The sequence below is a fragment of the Bordetella flabilis genome, from assembly GCF_001676725.1.
Taxonomy (GTDB): domain Bacteria; phylum Pseudomonadota; class Gammaproteobacteria; order Burkholderiales; family Burkholderiaceae_B; genus Bordetella_C; species Bordetella_C flabilis.
In genome coordinates this window covers 605,360-619,630 of record NZ_CP016172.1, presented here as the reverse complement: position 1 = coordinate 619,630, position 14,271 = coordinate 605,360, and the positions used below count along the sequence as shown (strand labels likewise).

General features: G+C 66.5%; 14 protein-coding genes. 6 read left to right on the top strand and 8 right to left on the bottom strand.

The annotated features are described in order from the left end of the window. The first annotated feature begins 31 nt into the window (after window positions 1-31). Window positions 32-562 (top strand): TRAP transporter small permease, encoded by a 531-nt coding sequence (locus tag BAU07_RS02735; protein WP_066653862.1) that lies wholly within the window; start codon window positions 32-34, stop codon window positions 560-562. After that, window positions 553-1,836 (top strand): TRAP transporter large permease, encoded by a 1,284-nt coding sequence (locus tag BAU07_RS02730; protein WP_066653859.1) that lies wholly within the window; start codon window positions 553-555, stop codon window positions 1,834-1,836. Before BAU07_RS02735 ends, BAU07_RS02730 begins: the two co-directional genes overlap by 10 nt. 100 nt (window positions 1,837-1,936) lie before the next feature. Here BAU07_RS02730 and BAU07_RS02725 read toward each other — a convergent pair whose 3' ends face one another. The 4 genes from BAU07_RS02725 to BAU07_RS02710 are packed head-to-tail and all read right to left on the bottom strand — an operon-like array spanning window position 1,937 to window position 6,250. Then, window positions 1,937-2,674 carry a phosphatase PAP2 family protein gene (locus BAU07_RS02725; RefSeq protein WP_066653857.1) on the bottom strand — a complete coding sequence of 246 codons (738 nt, stop codon included), beginning with the start codon at window positions 2,672-2,674 and terminating at the stop codon, window positions 1,937-1,939. Between the two features lie 56 nt (window positions 2,675-2,730). Beyond that, window positions 2,731-4,095: a sensor histidine kinase gene (locus tag BAU07_RS02720; RefSeq protein WP_066653855.1), complete on the bottom strand. Its 1,365-nt coding sequence runs from the start codon at window positions 4,093-4,095 to the stop codon at window positions 2,731-2,733. After that, window positions 4,092-4,814 carry a response regulator transcription factor gene (locus BAU07_RS02715; RefSeq protein WP_066653853.1) on the bottom strand — a complete coding sequence of 241 codons (723 nt, stop codon included), beginning with the start codon at window positions 4,812-4,814 and terminating at the stop codon, window positions 4,092-4,094. The genes BAU07_RS02720 and BAU07_RS02715 overlap by 4 nt, the downstream gene beginning before the upstream one ends. Window positions 4,815-4,834: 20 nt before the next feature. Then, entirely contained in the window at window positions 4,835-6,250 is a 1,416-nt protein-coding gene (locus BAU07_RS02710; protein ID WP_066653850.1) for an FAD-binding oxidoreductase, read from the bottom strand. Window positions 6,251-6,609: 359 nt separating this feature from the next. Here BAU07_RS02710 and BAU07_RS02705 point away from each other — a divergent pair, with 359 nt between their 5' ends. Next, window positions 6,610-8,007: a phosphomannomutase/phosphoglucomutase gene (locus BAU07_RS02705; protein ID WP_066653847.1), complete on the top strand. Its 1,398-nt coding sequence runs from the start codon at window positions 6,610-6,612 to the stop codon at window positions 8,005-8,007. A gap of 118 nt (window positions 8,008-8,125) precedes the next feature. Here BAU07_RS02705 and BAU07_RS02700 read toward each other — a convergent pair whose 3' ends face one another. The 3 genes from BAU07_RS02700 to coq7 all read right to left on the bottom strand — a co-directional run bounded on the left by BAU07_RS02700 (window position 8,126) and on the right by coq7 (window position 11,746). Beyond that, window positions 8,126-9,151 carry an SDR family oxidoreductase gene (locus BAU07_RS02700; protein ID WP_066653844.1) on the bottom strand — a complete coding sequence of 342 codons (1,026 nt, stop codon included), beginning with the start codon at window positions 9,149-9,151 and terminating at the stop codon, window positions 8,126-8,128. 24 nt (window positions 9,152-9,175) lie between these two features. Next, the gene (gene tviB, locus BAU07_RS02695; RefSeq protein WP_157121944.1) at window positions 9,176-10,453 is read right to left on the bottom strand and encodes a Vi polysaccharide biosynthesis UDP-N-acetylglucosamine C-6 dehydrogenase TviB; all 1,278 of its coding nucleotides are present in this window, start codon (window positions 10,451-10,453) and stop codon (window positions 9,176-9,178) included. 615 nt (window positions 10,454-11,068) lie between these two features. Then, the gene (gene coq7 / locus BAU07_RS02690; protein ID WP_066653841.1) at window positions 11,069-11,746 is read right to left on the bottom strand and encodes a 2-polyprenyl-3-methyl-6-methoxy-1,4-benzoquinone monooxygenase; all 678 of its coding nucleotides are present in this window, start codon (window positions 11,744-11,746) and stop codon (window positions 11,069-11,071) included. A gap of 116 nt (window positions 11,747-11,862) precedes the next feature. On the opposite strand from coq7, the gene BAU07_RS02685 reads away from it, so the two are divergent. The 3 genes from BAU07_RS02685 to BAU07_RS02675 are packed head-to-tail and all read left to right on the top strand — an operon-like array spanning window position 11,863 to window position 13,700. Further along, window positions 11,863-12,333, top strand: a complete 471-nt coding sequence (locus tag BAU07_RS02685; RefSeq protein WP_066653838.1) for an OsmC family protein — start codon at window positions 11,863-11,865, stop codon at window positions 12,331-12,333. A gap of 18 nt (window positions 12,334-12,351) precedes the next feature. Continuing rightward, entirely contained in the window at window positions 12,352-13,146 is a 795-nt protein-coding gene (locus BAU07_RS02680) for a thymidylate synthase (protein ID WP_066653835.1), read from the top strand. Continuing rightward, entirely contained in the window at window positions 13,143-13,700 is a 558-nt protein-coding gene (locus BAU07_RS02675) for a dihydrofolate reductase (protein ID WP_084025177.1), read from the top strand. Before BAU07_RS02680 ends, BAU07_RS02675 begins: the two co-directional genes overlap by 4 nt. A gap of 34 nt (window positions 13,701-13,734) precedes the next feature. On the opposite strand, the gene BAU07_RS02670 is transcribed toward BAU07_RS02675, so the two are convergent. Then, window positions 13,735-14,247, bottom strand: a complete 513-nt coding sequence (locus tag BAU07_RS02670; protein WP_066653832.1) for a hypothetical protein — start codon at window positions 14,245-14,247, stop codon at window positions 13,735-13,737. Window positions 14,248-14,271: the final 24 nt, after the last annotated feature.

The following is a 14,271-nucleotide window of genomic DNA, read 5'->3' as shown; positions in this document are numbered from 1 at the left end:
GGCCATGCTCGCGCGCTCAGAGGAACGCACAATGCCGGCCCGGCCGCCTGTCGGGGCTTCCCGGCTGCTGGACGCCTATACCCGCGGTTGCGCCGTGCTCGCCCGGGCCTGCATGTGGATCAGCGTGGCGGGGCTGGTCTGCCTGATCGCGGCGGTGGGCTTCCAGATTTTCGGGCGCCACGTACTGAACCGCACGCCCACCTGGGCCGAAAGCCTGGCCATGCTGCTGGTCCTGTACGTGACGATGCTCGGGGCCGCGGTAGGCGTGCGCGATGCAGGGCACATCGGCTTCGAGTCCTTGCTGCAGGCGCTGCCCGCAGGCGGCAGGCGCCGCCTGCAGATATTCATCCATGTGCTGGTGCTGGTGTTCGGGCTGCTGATGGCCTGGAACTGCGCGGTGCTGGCCGATTCGGTGCGCGAATACATGATGCCCAACCTGGGGATTTCCGAAGGCTGGAAATACGTGCCGGCTACCCTGTCCGGCGGGCTGATCGCGCTCTTTTCGCTTGAACACATCGTGGCGATGCTGCGCAACCAGGAGGTGGTCCCGGCATGGCACTGACCCTGCTTTCCGTCGCGTTCCTTGGCTTCCTGGTAATCGGCGTGCCGGTGGCGTTCGCCATCGGCCTGGCATCGATATCCGCCATCGTCTACGAGGACCTGCCCATCGCGGTGGCCTTCCAGCAGATGACCTCGGGGATGAACGCGTTCTCCTTCCTGGCCATTCCCTTCTTCATCTTCACCGGCGAACTCATGCTGTACGGCGGCATCGCCGACCGCATCGTGAATTTCGCGCGGTCCATGGTGGGCCATGTACGCGGCGGCCTCGGCATGTCCAATGTCGTGGCCTGCACCCTGTTCGGCGGTGTGTCGGGATCGCCCGTGGCCGATGTCTCGGCCATGGGCTCGGTGATGATCCCGATGATGAAGCGCGAGGGCTATCACGCCGATTACGCGGTCAACGTCACGACGCACGCGGCGCTGGTCGGCGCGCTGATGCCGACCAGCCACAACATCATCATCTACACCCTGGCCGCGGGCGGGAAGGTCTCGATCGCGGCGCTGATCGCCGCCGGGCTGCTGCCCGCGCTGATCCTGACGCTGTGCAACCTGGCGGCCGCCTATTTCGTGGCTCGGCATCGCGGTTACGCCGCGGGCACCTTCCCCGGCTGGAGCATCGTGCTGCGCTCGCTGCTGGCCGCCCTGCCGGGCCTGTTCGTCGTCGTGGTGATCATCGCCGGCATCCTGAGCGGCGTGTTCACCGCCACGGAATCGGCCGCGGTGGCGGTCATCTATGCGCTGGCGCTCACCGTGCTCGTCTACCGTTCCCTGACCTGGGACCAGTTCGTACGGGCAGCCGCCAAGGCCGTCAAGACTACCGGGGTGGTCCTGCTGCTGATCGGCATCTCGGCGACCTTCGGCTACCTGATCAGCTTCTACGGCGTCGCGGAAAAGACGGGCACGCTGTTGGCGTCGATCTCCACCAGCCCCTGGGCCATCTTCCTGATGGTGAACATCGTGCTGTTCCTGCTGGGGACCTTCCTGGACATGGCGGCGACCATCCTGATCTGCACGCCGATCTTCCTGCCCATCTGCATGCAGTACGGCATGGGGCCGGTGCAGTTCGGCATGGTGCTGCTGCTGAATTGCGCGCTCGGACTGAATACGCCGCCCGTGGGAACGACGCAGTTCGTCGGCTGCGCCATAGGGGAAGTGTCGGTGGGCACGGTGATGCGCACGATCTGGCCCTTTTACGGCGCCTTGCTGGCCGCGCTGGCGCTGGTCACCTACGTGCCGGCATTCTCGCTGTGGCTGCCCAGCGTCCTGCTCGGGTGATTCCATGGGACGACGGCATGGATGGACGGCTGCGGCGCCTATCCATCTTCGCGCGGCATCGGATATAGGCGCGCGGGGCCCGGCGTTGGACCGCGTCGCCCTATCGATCGACGGACGCGTGGCGGCGCCGCGTGATCACCCCATAGAAAAGGATGCTGGCGACGGCCCACATCACGCACGCGGACCATAAGGTCTGGCTGAGGAAATGCGCGCCCTGCATGATGCGCACCATCGAGAACAGCAGCCCCGCCGCAATGCCGACGGCCAGGCCGCCCCAGCGCCAGGCCGGGCGGCCCAGCGCCCAGCCGGCGAAATACAGCGACAGCATGGCGTAGCCCGCGCCGGCATGATTACTCGGCAAGGCACCGCCCGCTTCCTGCCGGCTCCGGGCCCAGAAATGCGCGGGATATGACGCATAGCCGCCGAACATGCTCAGGTCGTAGGGCCGCGGCAGGGCCGTATGGTGTTTCAACTGCGAGATGATGACCTGCCCCAGGCCGCATGTCAGCGCGATGGCCCAGAGGGTGCCGCGCCAGGGTTTCAGGGCCGGGAACCAGTGGCTCGACACCGCGGCGGCCATCGCCCCCACCGCCACCGCGACCGGCAGCACGAGCACCATGCGATGGCCCAGCATTTCAAGCAGGCGCGAGGCGCGCCAGGGAAAGCCATTGGCCTGCGCATCGAAGAACAGGCGCGAAACCGCCAGGTCCAGGCCGGACTGGTGGGCCACCTCCGCCAATAGCGCCAGCAGCAGCGTAATGCCGATGACGTGCGTGCACAGGTAGGTATGGGCGCGTATCGCGCCCTCTCGGCCGGCGGTGGCGGCGGTGGTATGCATGAGCAACCCAGGGGATGAAACCCTGGAACGCTAATGCCCCCCGCATCGAAATTTCGTCAAATCGGGGCGGGCACCGCCTTGGCGGCGTAAACGGCATCCGCCATCGCGTCGGCGAAGCGCAGGGTGAAGCTGGTACCGCGCTCCGGCCCTTCCGTCCACGACTCCACCGTCAGGCTCCAGCCCTGCATGTCGCAGACCCGCTTGGCGATGGCCAGGCCCAGCCCCCGCTCCAGCGCCTGGGCGGCCTCGCCGGCCTCGGCCTTGCCCTGCACGTCGCGCAGCCGCACGCTGTAGTAGCGTTCAAACACGAATGGCAGGTCGGCGGCCTGGATGCCTTTGCCGTTGTCGCGCACCTGCAGGCCCCCGTCGGTCGCCTGCACCGTGAGCATGGCCGGGGCGGCATGCTCGATGGCATTGCGTATCAGGTTGCGCAGCACGGTAAGCAGGGCATAGCGGTCAAGCATCCGCACGGTGCCATGGGCGACGCGGTGGTCCAGCCCCAGGCCGGCCTGCTCGGCGTTCGCCTCCAGGCCCTGCCAGGCCGCGTCCAGGCATTCGGCCAGGTCCACCGGTTCGGGCACACGCGGCTCGTCGCGCGCCATCGCGCGCGCGCTTTCCAATGCGGCCGCCACGCTGTCGACGTTCTTCACGATGCGCGTCAGGCGGGTCTGCTGGTCCTGGGTCAGCGTCGGCGACAGCAGCATGAGCTCGCCATCGCTGCGGATGGCCGCCAGGGGAGTACGGGCCTCGTGGCTCAGATTGGCGGCGAATTCGCGCTCGCGCGCCAGGGACCGGTCGACCTGGTTCTGTACGCGGTTGAACGCCTCGACCAGGCGGCCCGCCTCGTCATTGCGCTCCACCGCCAGGTCCGGCGCTCCCGGCGCCCAGGTGGCCAGGCGATCGGTCAGGGTCAGCATGGGGCCAACGGCCAGCTGCGCCACCTTGCGCGCCACGCCGTAGGCGGCGACGATGCAGATCACACCCAGCCCCAGCACGATCAGCCCGAAATCGAAAACGCGGTCTTCGTTGTCGGTGGCGTCGTACAGCACGAACAGCCGGCCCTTCGGCGTTTCCGCCACGACGACGTGCCAGGTTTCGGTCCCGGGCTCCAGCAGGTGCAGGCCATCGCCCAGCCCGCGCAAAGGCGGCGGCATATCGGGATTGACGTCCTGCCCGGTCTGCATCCAGGCGCGCATGGTGCTGCCCAGTTCGCGCGGGCCGCGCACCGGCATGACTTCGTCGCCGGTCTCGACCCGCTGGATCAGGCGGTCTGTTTCGGTGGTCAGGATGTCGTTGACCAGGTCGTCTTCCATCTGGTCGAACGTCAGGTAGGCCAGGACGACCAGCACGGACACGAAGATCGACACCGTCCCCGTCAGGGCCCATACCACCCGCTGCGTAAGCGTGCCGCCGGCCTTCATGCGAGGTCGCCGCCGCCCGCCGCGCCGACGAGCCGCCAACCGGTGCCATGCACGGTCTCGATACCGTCGAACCCCGCATCGGCCAGGGCCTTGCGCAGCAGGTGCACCTGGCTGCGCAAGGCGTCCGACGATGGCGGTTCGCTGCCCCACAGCAGGCTTTCCAGTTCGGTCCGGGGCACCACGCGCCCGGGGTCGCGCAGCAGCGCGTCCAGGATCATGCAGGACTTGCGCGTCAGATGCACCGGCTTGCCATTCACGGAGACGAGCCGGGTACGGCTGTCGTAGCTCAGGGAACCCCAACGGCGCACCGGCGTACCGACGGCGCCGCTGGCACGCTGTATCAAGGCGTGCAGGCGCGCCTCGACTTCGGCCAGCGCGAAGGGCTTGGTGAGGTAATCGTCCGCGCCATGCGAGAAGCCGGCGAGTTTGTCGTCCAGTTCGTCGCGCGCGGTCAGCATGAGAACCGGTACCGGCAGCATGTGCTCCGTGCGCAATGCGCGCAACACGCTGTAGCCGTCCATGCCGGGCAGCCCCACGTCCAGGATCACCACGTCGAAATGTGCCGACGTAAGCATCGACAAGGCCGCGCGGCCGTCATACGCGGCGTCCGGCACGAAGCCGCGCGCTTCCAGGTAGCTATAGAGATTGCCAGCGATCGTCGCGTCGTCCTCGACGATGAGCACGCGATGGTGCGCGGTGGAAGCGGGAGCGGCTGGCATGTCGTCTCCGGGCCGCGCGCTCAGGTCCGCACCACTTTGCCGGGATTCATGATGCCGGCCGGGTCCAGCGCGCGCTTGATGCGGCGCATGAGGGCCAGTTCGACGGGATCCTTGTAGCGCGGCAACTCGTCCACCTTCAGTTGCCCCACGCCGTGCTCCGCGCTGATCGACCCGCCATGGGCATGGACGCTGTCGTGCACGATGCCATAGACCTGCGGCTGCAGCGCCAGCAGGGCCGCCTCGGCCTGGCCGGGCGCCGGCGTCACGTTGTAATGCAGGTTGCCGTCGCCGAGATGGCCGAAGATGACATGGCCCACGCCCGGAAAGCGCGCCTGCAAGGCCGCGTTGGTGGTGCGCACGAAATCGGCGATGCGGGATATCGGCAGCGACACGTCATGCTTGACCGCCTTGCCCAGCTCCGCCTCGGCCAGCGGGATGCTCTCGCGCAGATGCCAGAGGGCCCGCGTCTGGGCGACGTTCTCGGCGATGGCCGCATCGGTGGCCAGCCCCGCCTCGATGGCCGCACCCAGGACCTCTTCGAAGCGTTCGCGCGCGTGGGCTTCGCTTTCGCTATCCGACAGTTCCAGCAGCGCGAACCAGGGCGATTGCGCCGATTCCCCGCTGAAGGGCAGGCGCTGCTGCGGGAACAGCCTGACGACGGCTTGCAGGCAGTTGCCGGCCATCAGTTCGAAGCCAGTCAGCGCCGCGCCGAAACCGTTGCGCGCCCGGGCCAGCAATTGCACGCCATCCTCGACGGAGGGCACGGCCAGCAGGGCCGTACAGCGCGCGACGGGCAAGGGGAACAGCTTAAGCGTGGCAGCGGTAATGATGCCCAGCGTGCCTTCGCTGCCGATATACACGTCGCGCAGGTCGTAGCCGGTATTGTCCTTGCGCAGGCCGCGCAAACCGTGCCAGATTTCGCCGTCGGCCGTGACGACCTCCAGGCCCAGCGTCAGGTCGCGTGTGTTGCCGTAACGCAGTACCTGCGTGCCGCCCGCGTTCGTCGCCAGGTTGCCGCCGATGGTGCAACTGCCCTCGGCGGCCAGGCTCAGCGGAAATAGCCGTCCCGCGTCCTGCGCCGCCTGCTGTACCGCCTGCAGAATGCACCCGGCTTCCACCGTGATGGTGTCGTTCTCCGTATCGATGCCTCGCACGCGGTTCAGGCGCCCCAGGGAGAGCACCAAAGCGCGGCCCTCGCCATCCGGCGTGGCGCCGCCGCACAGGCCGGTATTGCCGCCCTGCGGAACCAGCGGCACCTGGTGCTGCCCGCACAGGCGCACCACGGCGGCGACAGCCTCCACCGAGCCGGGCCGCGCCACGGCCAGCGCGCGGCCGCGATACCGCCCGCGCCAATCGAGGGTGTAGGAATCGGTATCGTCACCGGTCAGTACATGCTCGGCGCCGAGCAGCGCCTGGAGTTCGGCAAGGAAAGTCATCGACCACCGTCAGGAGTAAGTCCGGCATGGGGCGCAAAGGCCCCGTGCGTTTCGAAGACGCCATTGTAGGGCGGCCACGGCCGGTACGCGGCAACAAACCGTCAGGTTTGTCGAGTCCGGACACATGCCGGCCCGCCAACCCCGTGCCAAAATCGAGGACGCCGCGCCGTCACGGCGCTCCGCTGCCGGCCGGACCGCGGGCGCGATGCGCACCGGGGCATCAAGGGCCTCCGGGCCCCGCCCCGGCAGGCACACCCGGCGAACGGTTTAGTCCATGCGGCTTAAGCGGTCCGCTGCCGCTTATCGGGGATAATCCCCCTCCATGATCCATCGAACTCTCTGATAACAAAGGAACCACCGTGGGTAATGCGTCGTCTTTTCCAGCCTCGATATTCAAGGCGTATGACATACGCGGCACCGTACCGGATTTGCTCAACGCCCGCTTCGCGCGCGAGCTGGGCCTGGCACTGGCTGCCCGCGCACGCGAAAAAGGCATTCCGGAGCTGGTCATCGGCCGCGACGGACGCCTGAGCAGCGAAGAGCTCTCACTGGCATTGCAGGAAGGCTTGAACGCAGGCGGGGTCAATACCCTGGACCTGGGCGAGGTACCCACGCCGCTGGTCTACTTCGGCGCATATACCCAGAAGACCGGATCCGGCGTCGCGGTCACGGGCAGCCACAACCCGCCCAAGTACAACGGCTTCAAGATGATGATGGGCGGGGCAGCCCTGTACGGCGCCGACATTCTGGGCTTGCGCGACACCATGGAAGCCGCCGGCGGCCAGGCGCCCGCCGGTGTCCAGCCGGGCAAGCGCCGCACGATGGACATCGTGGGCACCTACATCGAGCGCATCACCGGCGACGTCAAACTGACCCGCCCGATGAAGATCGCGATCGATTGCGGCAACGGCGTAGCCGGCGCCATCGCGCCCACCCTGTTCCGCGCGATGGGCTGCGAGGTGACCGAACTGTTCTGCGAGGTGGACGGCAACTTCCCCAACCACCATCCGGATCCCGCCGACCCGCACAACCTGGAAGACCTGATCCGCTGCCTGCAGACCACCGATTGCGAAATCGGCCTGGCCTTCGACGGCGATGGCGACCGCCTGGGCGTGGTAACGAAGTCCGGCCAGATCATCTGGCCCGATCGCCAACTGATCCTGTACGCGCGCGATGTGCTGGCGCGCAACCCGGGCGCCATGATCATCTATGACGTCAAGTGCAGCCGGCACGTCGGCCTGTCCGTCAAAGAGGCGGGCGGACAACCGCTGATGTGGCAGACCGGGCACTCCCTGGTCAAGGCCAAGCTCGCCGAGACCGGCGCGCCGCTGGCGGGCGAGATGAGCGGGCACATCTTCTTCAAGGAACGCTGGTACGGGTTCGACGATGGCCTGTACACCGGTGCCCGCCTGCTTGAAATCCTGTCGCGCGAGGCCGATGCTTCCGCCGTGCTGGAAGCGCTGCCGCAGGCCATTTCCACGCCCGAACTCAAGCTGGAAATGAACGAAGGCGAACCCTTCGCGCTCATCAAGGCCCTGCAGGAAAAAGGCCAGTTCGAAGGCGCCACGGAGGTGGTGACGATCGATGGCGTGCGCGCCGAATATCCGGACGGTTTCGGCCTGGCGCGGCCTTCCAACACCACACCGGTGGTGGTGCTGCGCTTCGAGGCGGACAACGATGCGGCGCTGGCGCGCATCCAGGCCGACTTCCGCAAACAGTTGCAGGCGCTCAAGCCGGACGTCAAGCTGCCTTTCTAGCAGGCACGATGTCGGCAGCCCGGCATGGGCGGCCCCCCATGACGCCGTTTTTCCAGGGAGCCCGCACCGGGCTCCCTGCCCCGCGCTCCCGCAGGGCGCGGATTCCTTCCAGCCTGGATCAGCGCAGGAACTGCGTGTACCACGGCATGGCGACTTCCAATCCTTCCATGATGTCGTGCATGGGTTTGTATCCCAGCAGATCGTTCGCCTTGGCGATATCGGCCTGGGAATGCCGCACGTCGCCCGGGCGGAAGTCTCCGTAGACCGGCTGCTTGTCGTACTGGATGCCGTGCTTGGCCAGCAGGCGCCGCAGGTGCTCGAACAGGTCGTTCAGGCTGGTGCGGGCATTGAAGGCGACGTTGTAGACCTGGTTCACGCCCTCCGGCTGGGCCAGGGCTGCCAGCAGGTTGGCCTGCACCGCGTTTTCCACGAAGCAGAAATCGCGGCTGGTCTCGCCGTCGCCATTGATGACGACATCTTCGCCGCGGATCATGGCGCTGATCCACTTCGGGATGACCGCGGCATACGCGCCATCGGGATCCTGCCGCTTGCCAAACACATTGAAGTAGCGCAGGCCGATGCTGCCGAAGCCATAGGAGCGGGCAAACACATCGGCGTACAGCTCGTTCACGTATTTGGTCACGGCATAGGGCGACAAGGGATTGCCGATCTCGGATTCCACCTTGGGCAGCGCCGGATGATCGCCGTAGGTTGAACTGGAAGCGGCATAGACAAAAGCATGGACGCGGGCATCGCGGGACGCCACCAACATATTCAGGAAGCCGTCGATGTTCACCGCGTTGGTGGTGATCGGGTCCTGCAGGGAGCGGGGCACGGAGCCGAGCGCCGCCTGGTGCAGCACGAAATCCACGCCGGTCGTCGCCTTGCGGCAGGTTTCCAGGTCGCGGATGTCGCCCTCGATGAACGTGAACCGGCCCCACTGTTCCGCCGAGACCAGCTCCATGACTTCGTCGAGATTGTGCTGGTGGCCGGTAGCCAGGTTGTCCAGGCCGACCACGGTCTGGTCCAGCTTCAACAGCGTCTCCAGAAGGTTGGAGCCGATGAAGCCGGCGCAGCCGGTGACGAGCCAGGTGCGGGGCGCCTTGCGCAGGTCTGCGCTGATTTGCTGGTAGCGGTGCGTCATGCTTAGCCTTTTTTGAAACGTGATTTACAGGCGCAGGTCGGATTGATCGGGCTGCAGGACATACTTCAGGTCGTACAGCACGTGGTCCGGTTTACCGAAGGCGCGGATGCCGGCCGCGCCCAGCTCGGCGAACTGCCGATGAGCTACCGCAAGAACGATGCCGTCATACCGCCCGGCGGCCGGTTCGGCCACTGGCGTGATCCCGTATTCGTCCACGGCTTCCCGGGGATCCACCCATGGATCATGGACGTCGACTTCCACGCCATACTCGCTGAGCTCGCGCACGATGTCCACCACGCGCGTATTGCGCAGGTCGGGACAGTTTTCCTTGAAGGCCAGGCCCATCACCAAAACCCGAGCGCCCTGTACATGGATGCGGCGCTTGGTCATCGCCTTGACCAGTTGCGAAACCACGTAGCCGCCCATGGCGTCGTTCAGGCGCCGCCCGGCCAGGATGATTTCCGGGTGGTAGCCCAGGCTTTGCGCCTTGTGCGTCAGGTAGTAGGGGTCGACGCCGATACAGTGGCCGCCGACCAGTCCGGGCCGGAACGGCAGGAAATTCCATTTGGTGCCCGCGGCCTGGAGCACGGCCTCGGTGTCGATTCCCATCTTGTTGAAGATCAGCGCCAATTCATTGATCAAGGCGATATTGACGTCGCGCTGCGTGTTCTCAATGACCTTGGCGGCCTCGGCCACCCGTATGGAATCCGCCTTGTGGGTGCCGGCGGTGACAATCTCGCCATACAGGGCGTCCACCAGATCGGCCACCGCGGGCGTGGAACCGGCAGTGACCTTCTTGATCGTGCTGACACGGTGGGTCTTGTCGCCCGGGTTGATGCGCTCCGGACTGTATCCAGCGTAGAAATCCTGGTTGAAACGCAGGCCCGACACGCGTTCGAGCACGGGCACGCATTCCTCCTCGGTGGCGCCGGGGTAGACCGTGGATTCGTAGATCACGATGTCGCCGCGCTTGAGGACGCGCCCGATGGTCTCGCTGGCCCTGCGCAGGGGCGTGAAGTCCGGCTGCTTGTACGCGTCGATGGGCGTCGGGACCGTGACGATGTAGACATTGGCCTGGGCCAGTTCGCCGGCATCCGCGGTGTAGCGCAGATGCGACGCGGCAGTGAGCTCCGCTTCGTCCACCTCCAGCGTGTGGTCGTGCCCCTGCCGCAGCGCCTCGATGCGGTGCGCATTGATATCGAAGCCCAGCACCGGACGCCTCTTGCCGAATTCCACGGCCAGGGGCAGGCCGACATATCCCAGGCCGACCACGGCGAGCTTGACATCCTGAATGCGCAACATGACGAGTTTCCTACCGCTAGCGATGCGGGGATTTTAGTGGAAGTACAGGCCGCGCCCGGAATACCGGAGAATCGTGCCGCGGCGCGCGCGGCCGGCCAGGCCCGCGCCGCGATCGTGGGGGTGGCCATCAGGAAGCCGGCAAATCAGCGGCGGGGAAAATCGGATAAAAAAAAGCCCGAGATCTGACGATCTCGGGCTAAATCCACCAAAGGAGGAGGGTGGAGGAGACAACCGTGGCATGTCGAAGAGGGTTAACCCTGCTGGGCCCTGTGCGCTGTCGGGGTTTTTCACCGCGCCGACTGCGTTTCGACATCCGATGTACGAATGATAGCCAAGCTTTTTGTGCGATGCAAGAAGATTTTTTAGGTCAATTCAGCAGTGCGCCAGATGTTGTTTTTGTGCATCGCATTATACCAGAGCCGCTCTGGACGGCGGTAGTGGCATATCGCGACCGGGAGCGGAGCCAGGCCGGCCGGTGACGCGGCCCCTACGCCCATCGGCATGAGGGGTTAACCCTCGACAGCCGCGTGCCCGGCAGCAGCCCGGCTTCGATGGGCCTGAATCCAAAGCCATGAGCAGGGAGATTCTGGCCGGCCGGCGGCGGCCGCCGTGGCGCTACAGCCAGTACGCCGTGCCGGTCATCACCCGGGACAGGGCGCGCATGGCGCCCCGCGCCGGCCAGGGTAATGGAGTCGCGCCGGCACGTTCGGCGCTGACGCGGTGTTCGATCTCGTCCTGCTTCATCTGGTCCACCACCTGCCGGGAACGCTGGTCGCCGGGCGGCAGGCGCTTCAGGTGGCTGTCCAGGTGGGCCTCCACCTGCCGCTCGGTTTCCGCCATGAACCCCAGGTTGCGACGGGCGCCGCTGCGGCTGGCCATCAGTCCCAGCCCGAAGGAACCGGCGTACCACAGCGGGTTCAGCAAGCTGGGCCGGCTCCGCAGCTCTTCGAGCCGCCGTTCGCACCAGGCCAGGTGATCGATTTCCTCGGCGGCGGCGCGGCGGAAGATCTCGCGGGTGCCGGCGTCCGCGCAACCCAGCGCCTGGCCCCGGTAAAGCGCCTGCGCGCACACTTCGCCGACGTGGTTCACGCGCATCAGACCGGCGGCGTGCCGCCGTTCCGCCTGGGTCAGGGTTTCCGGTCCCTGCTCGGCGGCCGGATAAGGCCGCCCCGCGCTGGCGGCGCCGGCGAGCACCTGCAAGGCGCGGTTGGCCTCGCCCAGCAAGGCATCGAACAGGCCGGGACGACGGACAAAGGCTGGGGCGGCGGGGGGCGACGATTGGGCGGACGGCATCTGGCTATTTCCTTCTGAACGGGCGCCGGGAGACCCTGCAGGGGCATCCGGCGCGGATGCTTCCATTGTAGGGAACCGGCTATGATCCCTTTTTGCAAGCGATTCGGGATATCGACATGGAATGCACGATCGACTGGGGCGGCCCCTCCGGCATGCTCTTCGTGGCCACTTCGGGCAGCGGGCATGTCGCCGTCATGGATGGAGCCGTGGACGGCGGCGGCCATGACCTGGCGTTTCGGCCGATGGAAATGGTCCTGGCGGGGACTGGCGGCTGCACGGCCTACGACGTGGTGCTGATCCTCAAGCGCGGACGGCACGCGGTCAGCGGTTGCAGTGTCAAGCTGCAGGCGGAACGCGCCACAACGGATCCCAAGGTGTTCACGCGCATCCATTTTGCATTCACCGTCACCGGTCATAAGCTGCCGCGCGCGGCGGTCGAACGCGCGGTGCAGCTTTCGCATGAAAAGTACTGCTCCGCCTCGGCCATGCTAGCCAAGACCGCCGAGCTGAGCTTTTCCGTGGACGTGGTGGAGTCGGGCGCCGCGCCGGCGGCCGATACCAACACCGAGACGAATACCGCGGCCTGATCCTTCCGTTCCATCCCCATGCGCCAATACGAAGATTTCATGCGCCACGTCTACGAACGGGGCGTCGCCAAGACCGACCGTACCGGCACGGGCACCCGCTCGACCTTCGGCTACCAGATGCGGTTCGACCTGTCCGAGGGCTTTCCGCTGGTCACCACGAAGAAGCTGCATACCAAAAGCATCTTCATCGAACTGCTGTGGTTCCTGCGCGGCGACAGCAATGTCCGCTGGTTGCAGGAGCGCGGCGTCACCATCTGGGACGAATGGGCTGACGAGCACGGCGACCTCGGGCCGGTGTATGGCAAGCAATGGCGGTCCTGGCCCACGCCGGACGGCGGCCATATCGACCAGATCGCCCAGTTGCTGGACCAGATCCGCCGCAATCCCGATTCGCGCCGCCTGATCGTATCGGCGTGGAATGTCGCCGATATTCCCAGCATGGCGCTGCCACCCTGCCATGCCTTCATGCAGTTCTACGTCGCCGACGGCAAGCTGTCCTGCCAGTTGTACCAGCGCAGCGCGGACATCTTCCTGGGGGTGCCGTTCAACATCGCCAGCTATGCGCTGCTGACGCACCTGGTGGCCCAGCAGTGCGACCTGGATGTCGGCGACTTCGTGTGGACGGGGGGCGATTGCCATCTCTACAGCAACCACTTCGAACAGGTGGAACTCCAGCTGTCGCGCGAGCCCTACCCCTATCCCAGGCTGCGCATCAAACGCAAACCCGCGTCGATCTTCGAATACGAGTACGAGGACTTCGAGATCCTCGATTACCAGTGTCATCCGCATATCAAGGCGCCCGTGGCCGTATGAGCCCGACACCGCCCATCGGGGATTCCAGCGCACCGCGCACCGCGGCGACCGGCGGGAACACGCGCGCGCCGCGGTTGACCCTGGTCGTGGCCTACGCCGCCAACCGGGTCATCGGACGCGACAACGCGCTGCCGTGGAAGCTGCCGGGCGACCTGGCGCACTTCAAGCGCACCACGCTGGGCCATCCCATCGTCATGGGACGCAAGACCTGGGAATCGCTGGGACGTCCATTGCCGGGCCGGCGCAATGTCGTGATCAGCCGCGCCGCCAACTACGCGGCCGAAGGCGCGACGGTGGTCCGCGATATCGACGCAGCCCTGTCCGCCTGCGCGGACACGGATGAAGTCTTCGTCATCGGCGGCGCGCAGATCTATGCCGCCGTGCTGGACCGGGCCGATCGCATCGTCGCCACCGAAGTGAAGGCCGATGTGGACGGCGACGCCTACTTCCCCTACCTGCCGGCCTTCCGGTGGCGCGAGGTCAGCCGCCAGCCGCAAGCGGCGGAAAACGGCTACCTCTACGACTTCGTCGTCTACGAAAAGGCCGGGACCTGAGCACACCTGGCTGAGCCGTGTCCGCACGCCGCCGTTACTCCAGCCGCAGGCACGGCGCATGGGCTGCCGCCCGGCCCTTGGCCACGGCACGCAGAGCGTAGGCGATGGCGCCCGAGAACGCTTCGTCATACCAGGCATTGACGCCGCTGGTGGCGACCACGATACCGTCCACCACCGCACTGCCCCAGACGCCGGCGTCGCCCACACGCAGCAGATGCGGCGAGACGGCCGACAAGCCGTGCGTGTCGCGTCCCGCCAGCCACGTGCTGCGCGCCTTCGCGCGTGCATAGGCGGCATAGTCGGCATCCCATCTCTCGCGGTCGCCGACCGCATGTTCCAGCAGGATGGCGTCCTCGAAGTCCGCCTCCCAGGGGCACAGCACCGGATTCATCACAACGATATACAGGAACCCGCTTTCGCCGACCTCGCGGTTGCCCATGGCCGCCTCGATCATCGGCATGACGAGCTGCAGCGCCTGCTGCGCGGCCTGGCGGTCGGCGAAGAAGGGCTGCGCGGTACGGCTGTCGGTTTGGGTGGACGCGGTCATGAGGGCTCCGTGGTGAAGAAACGC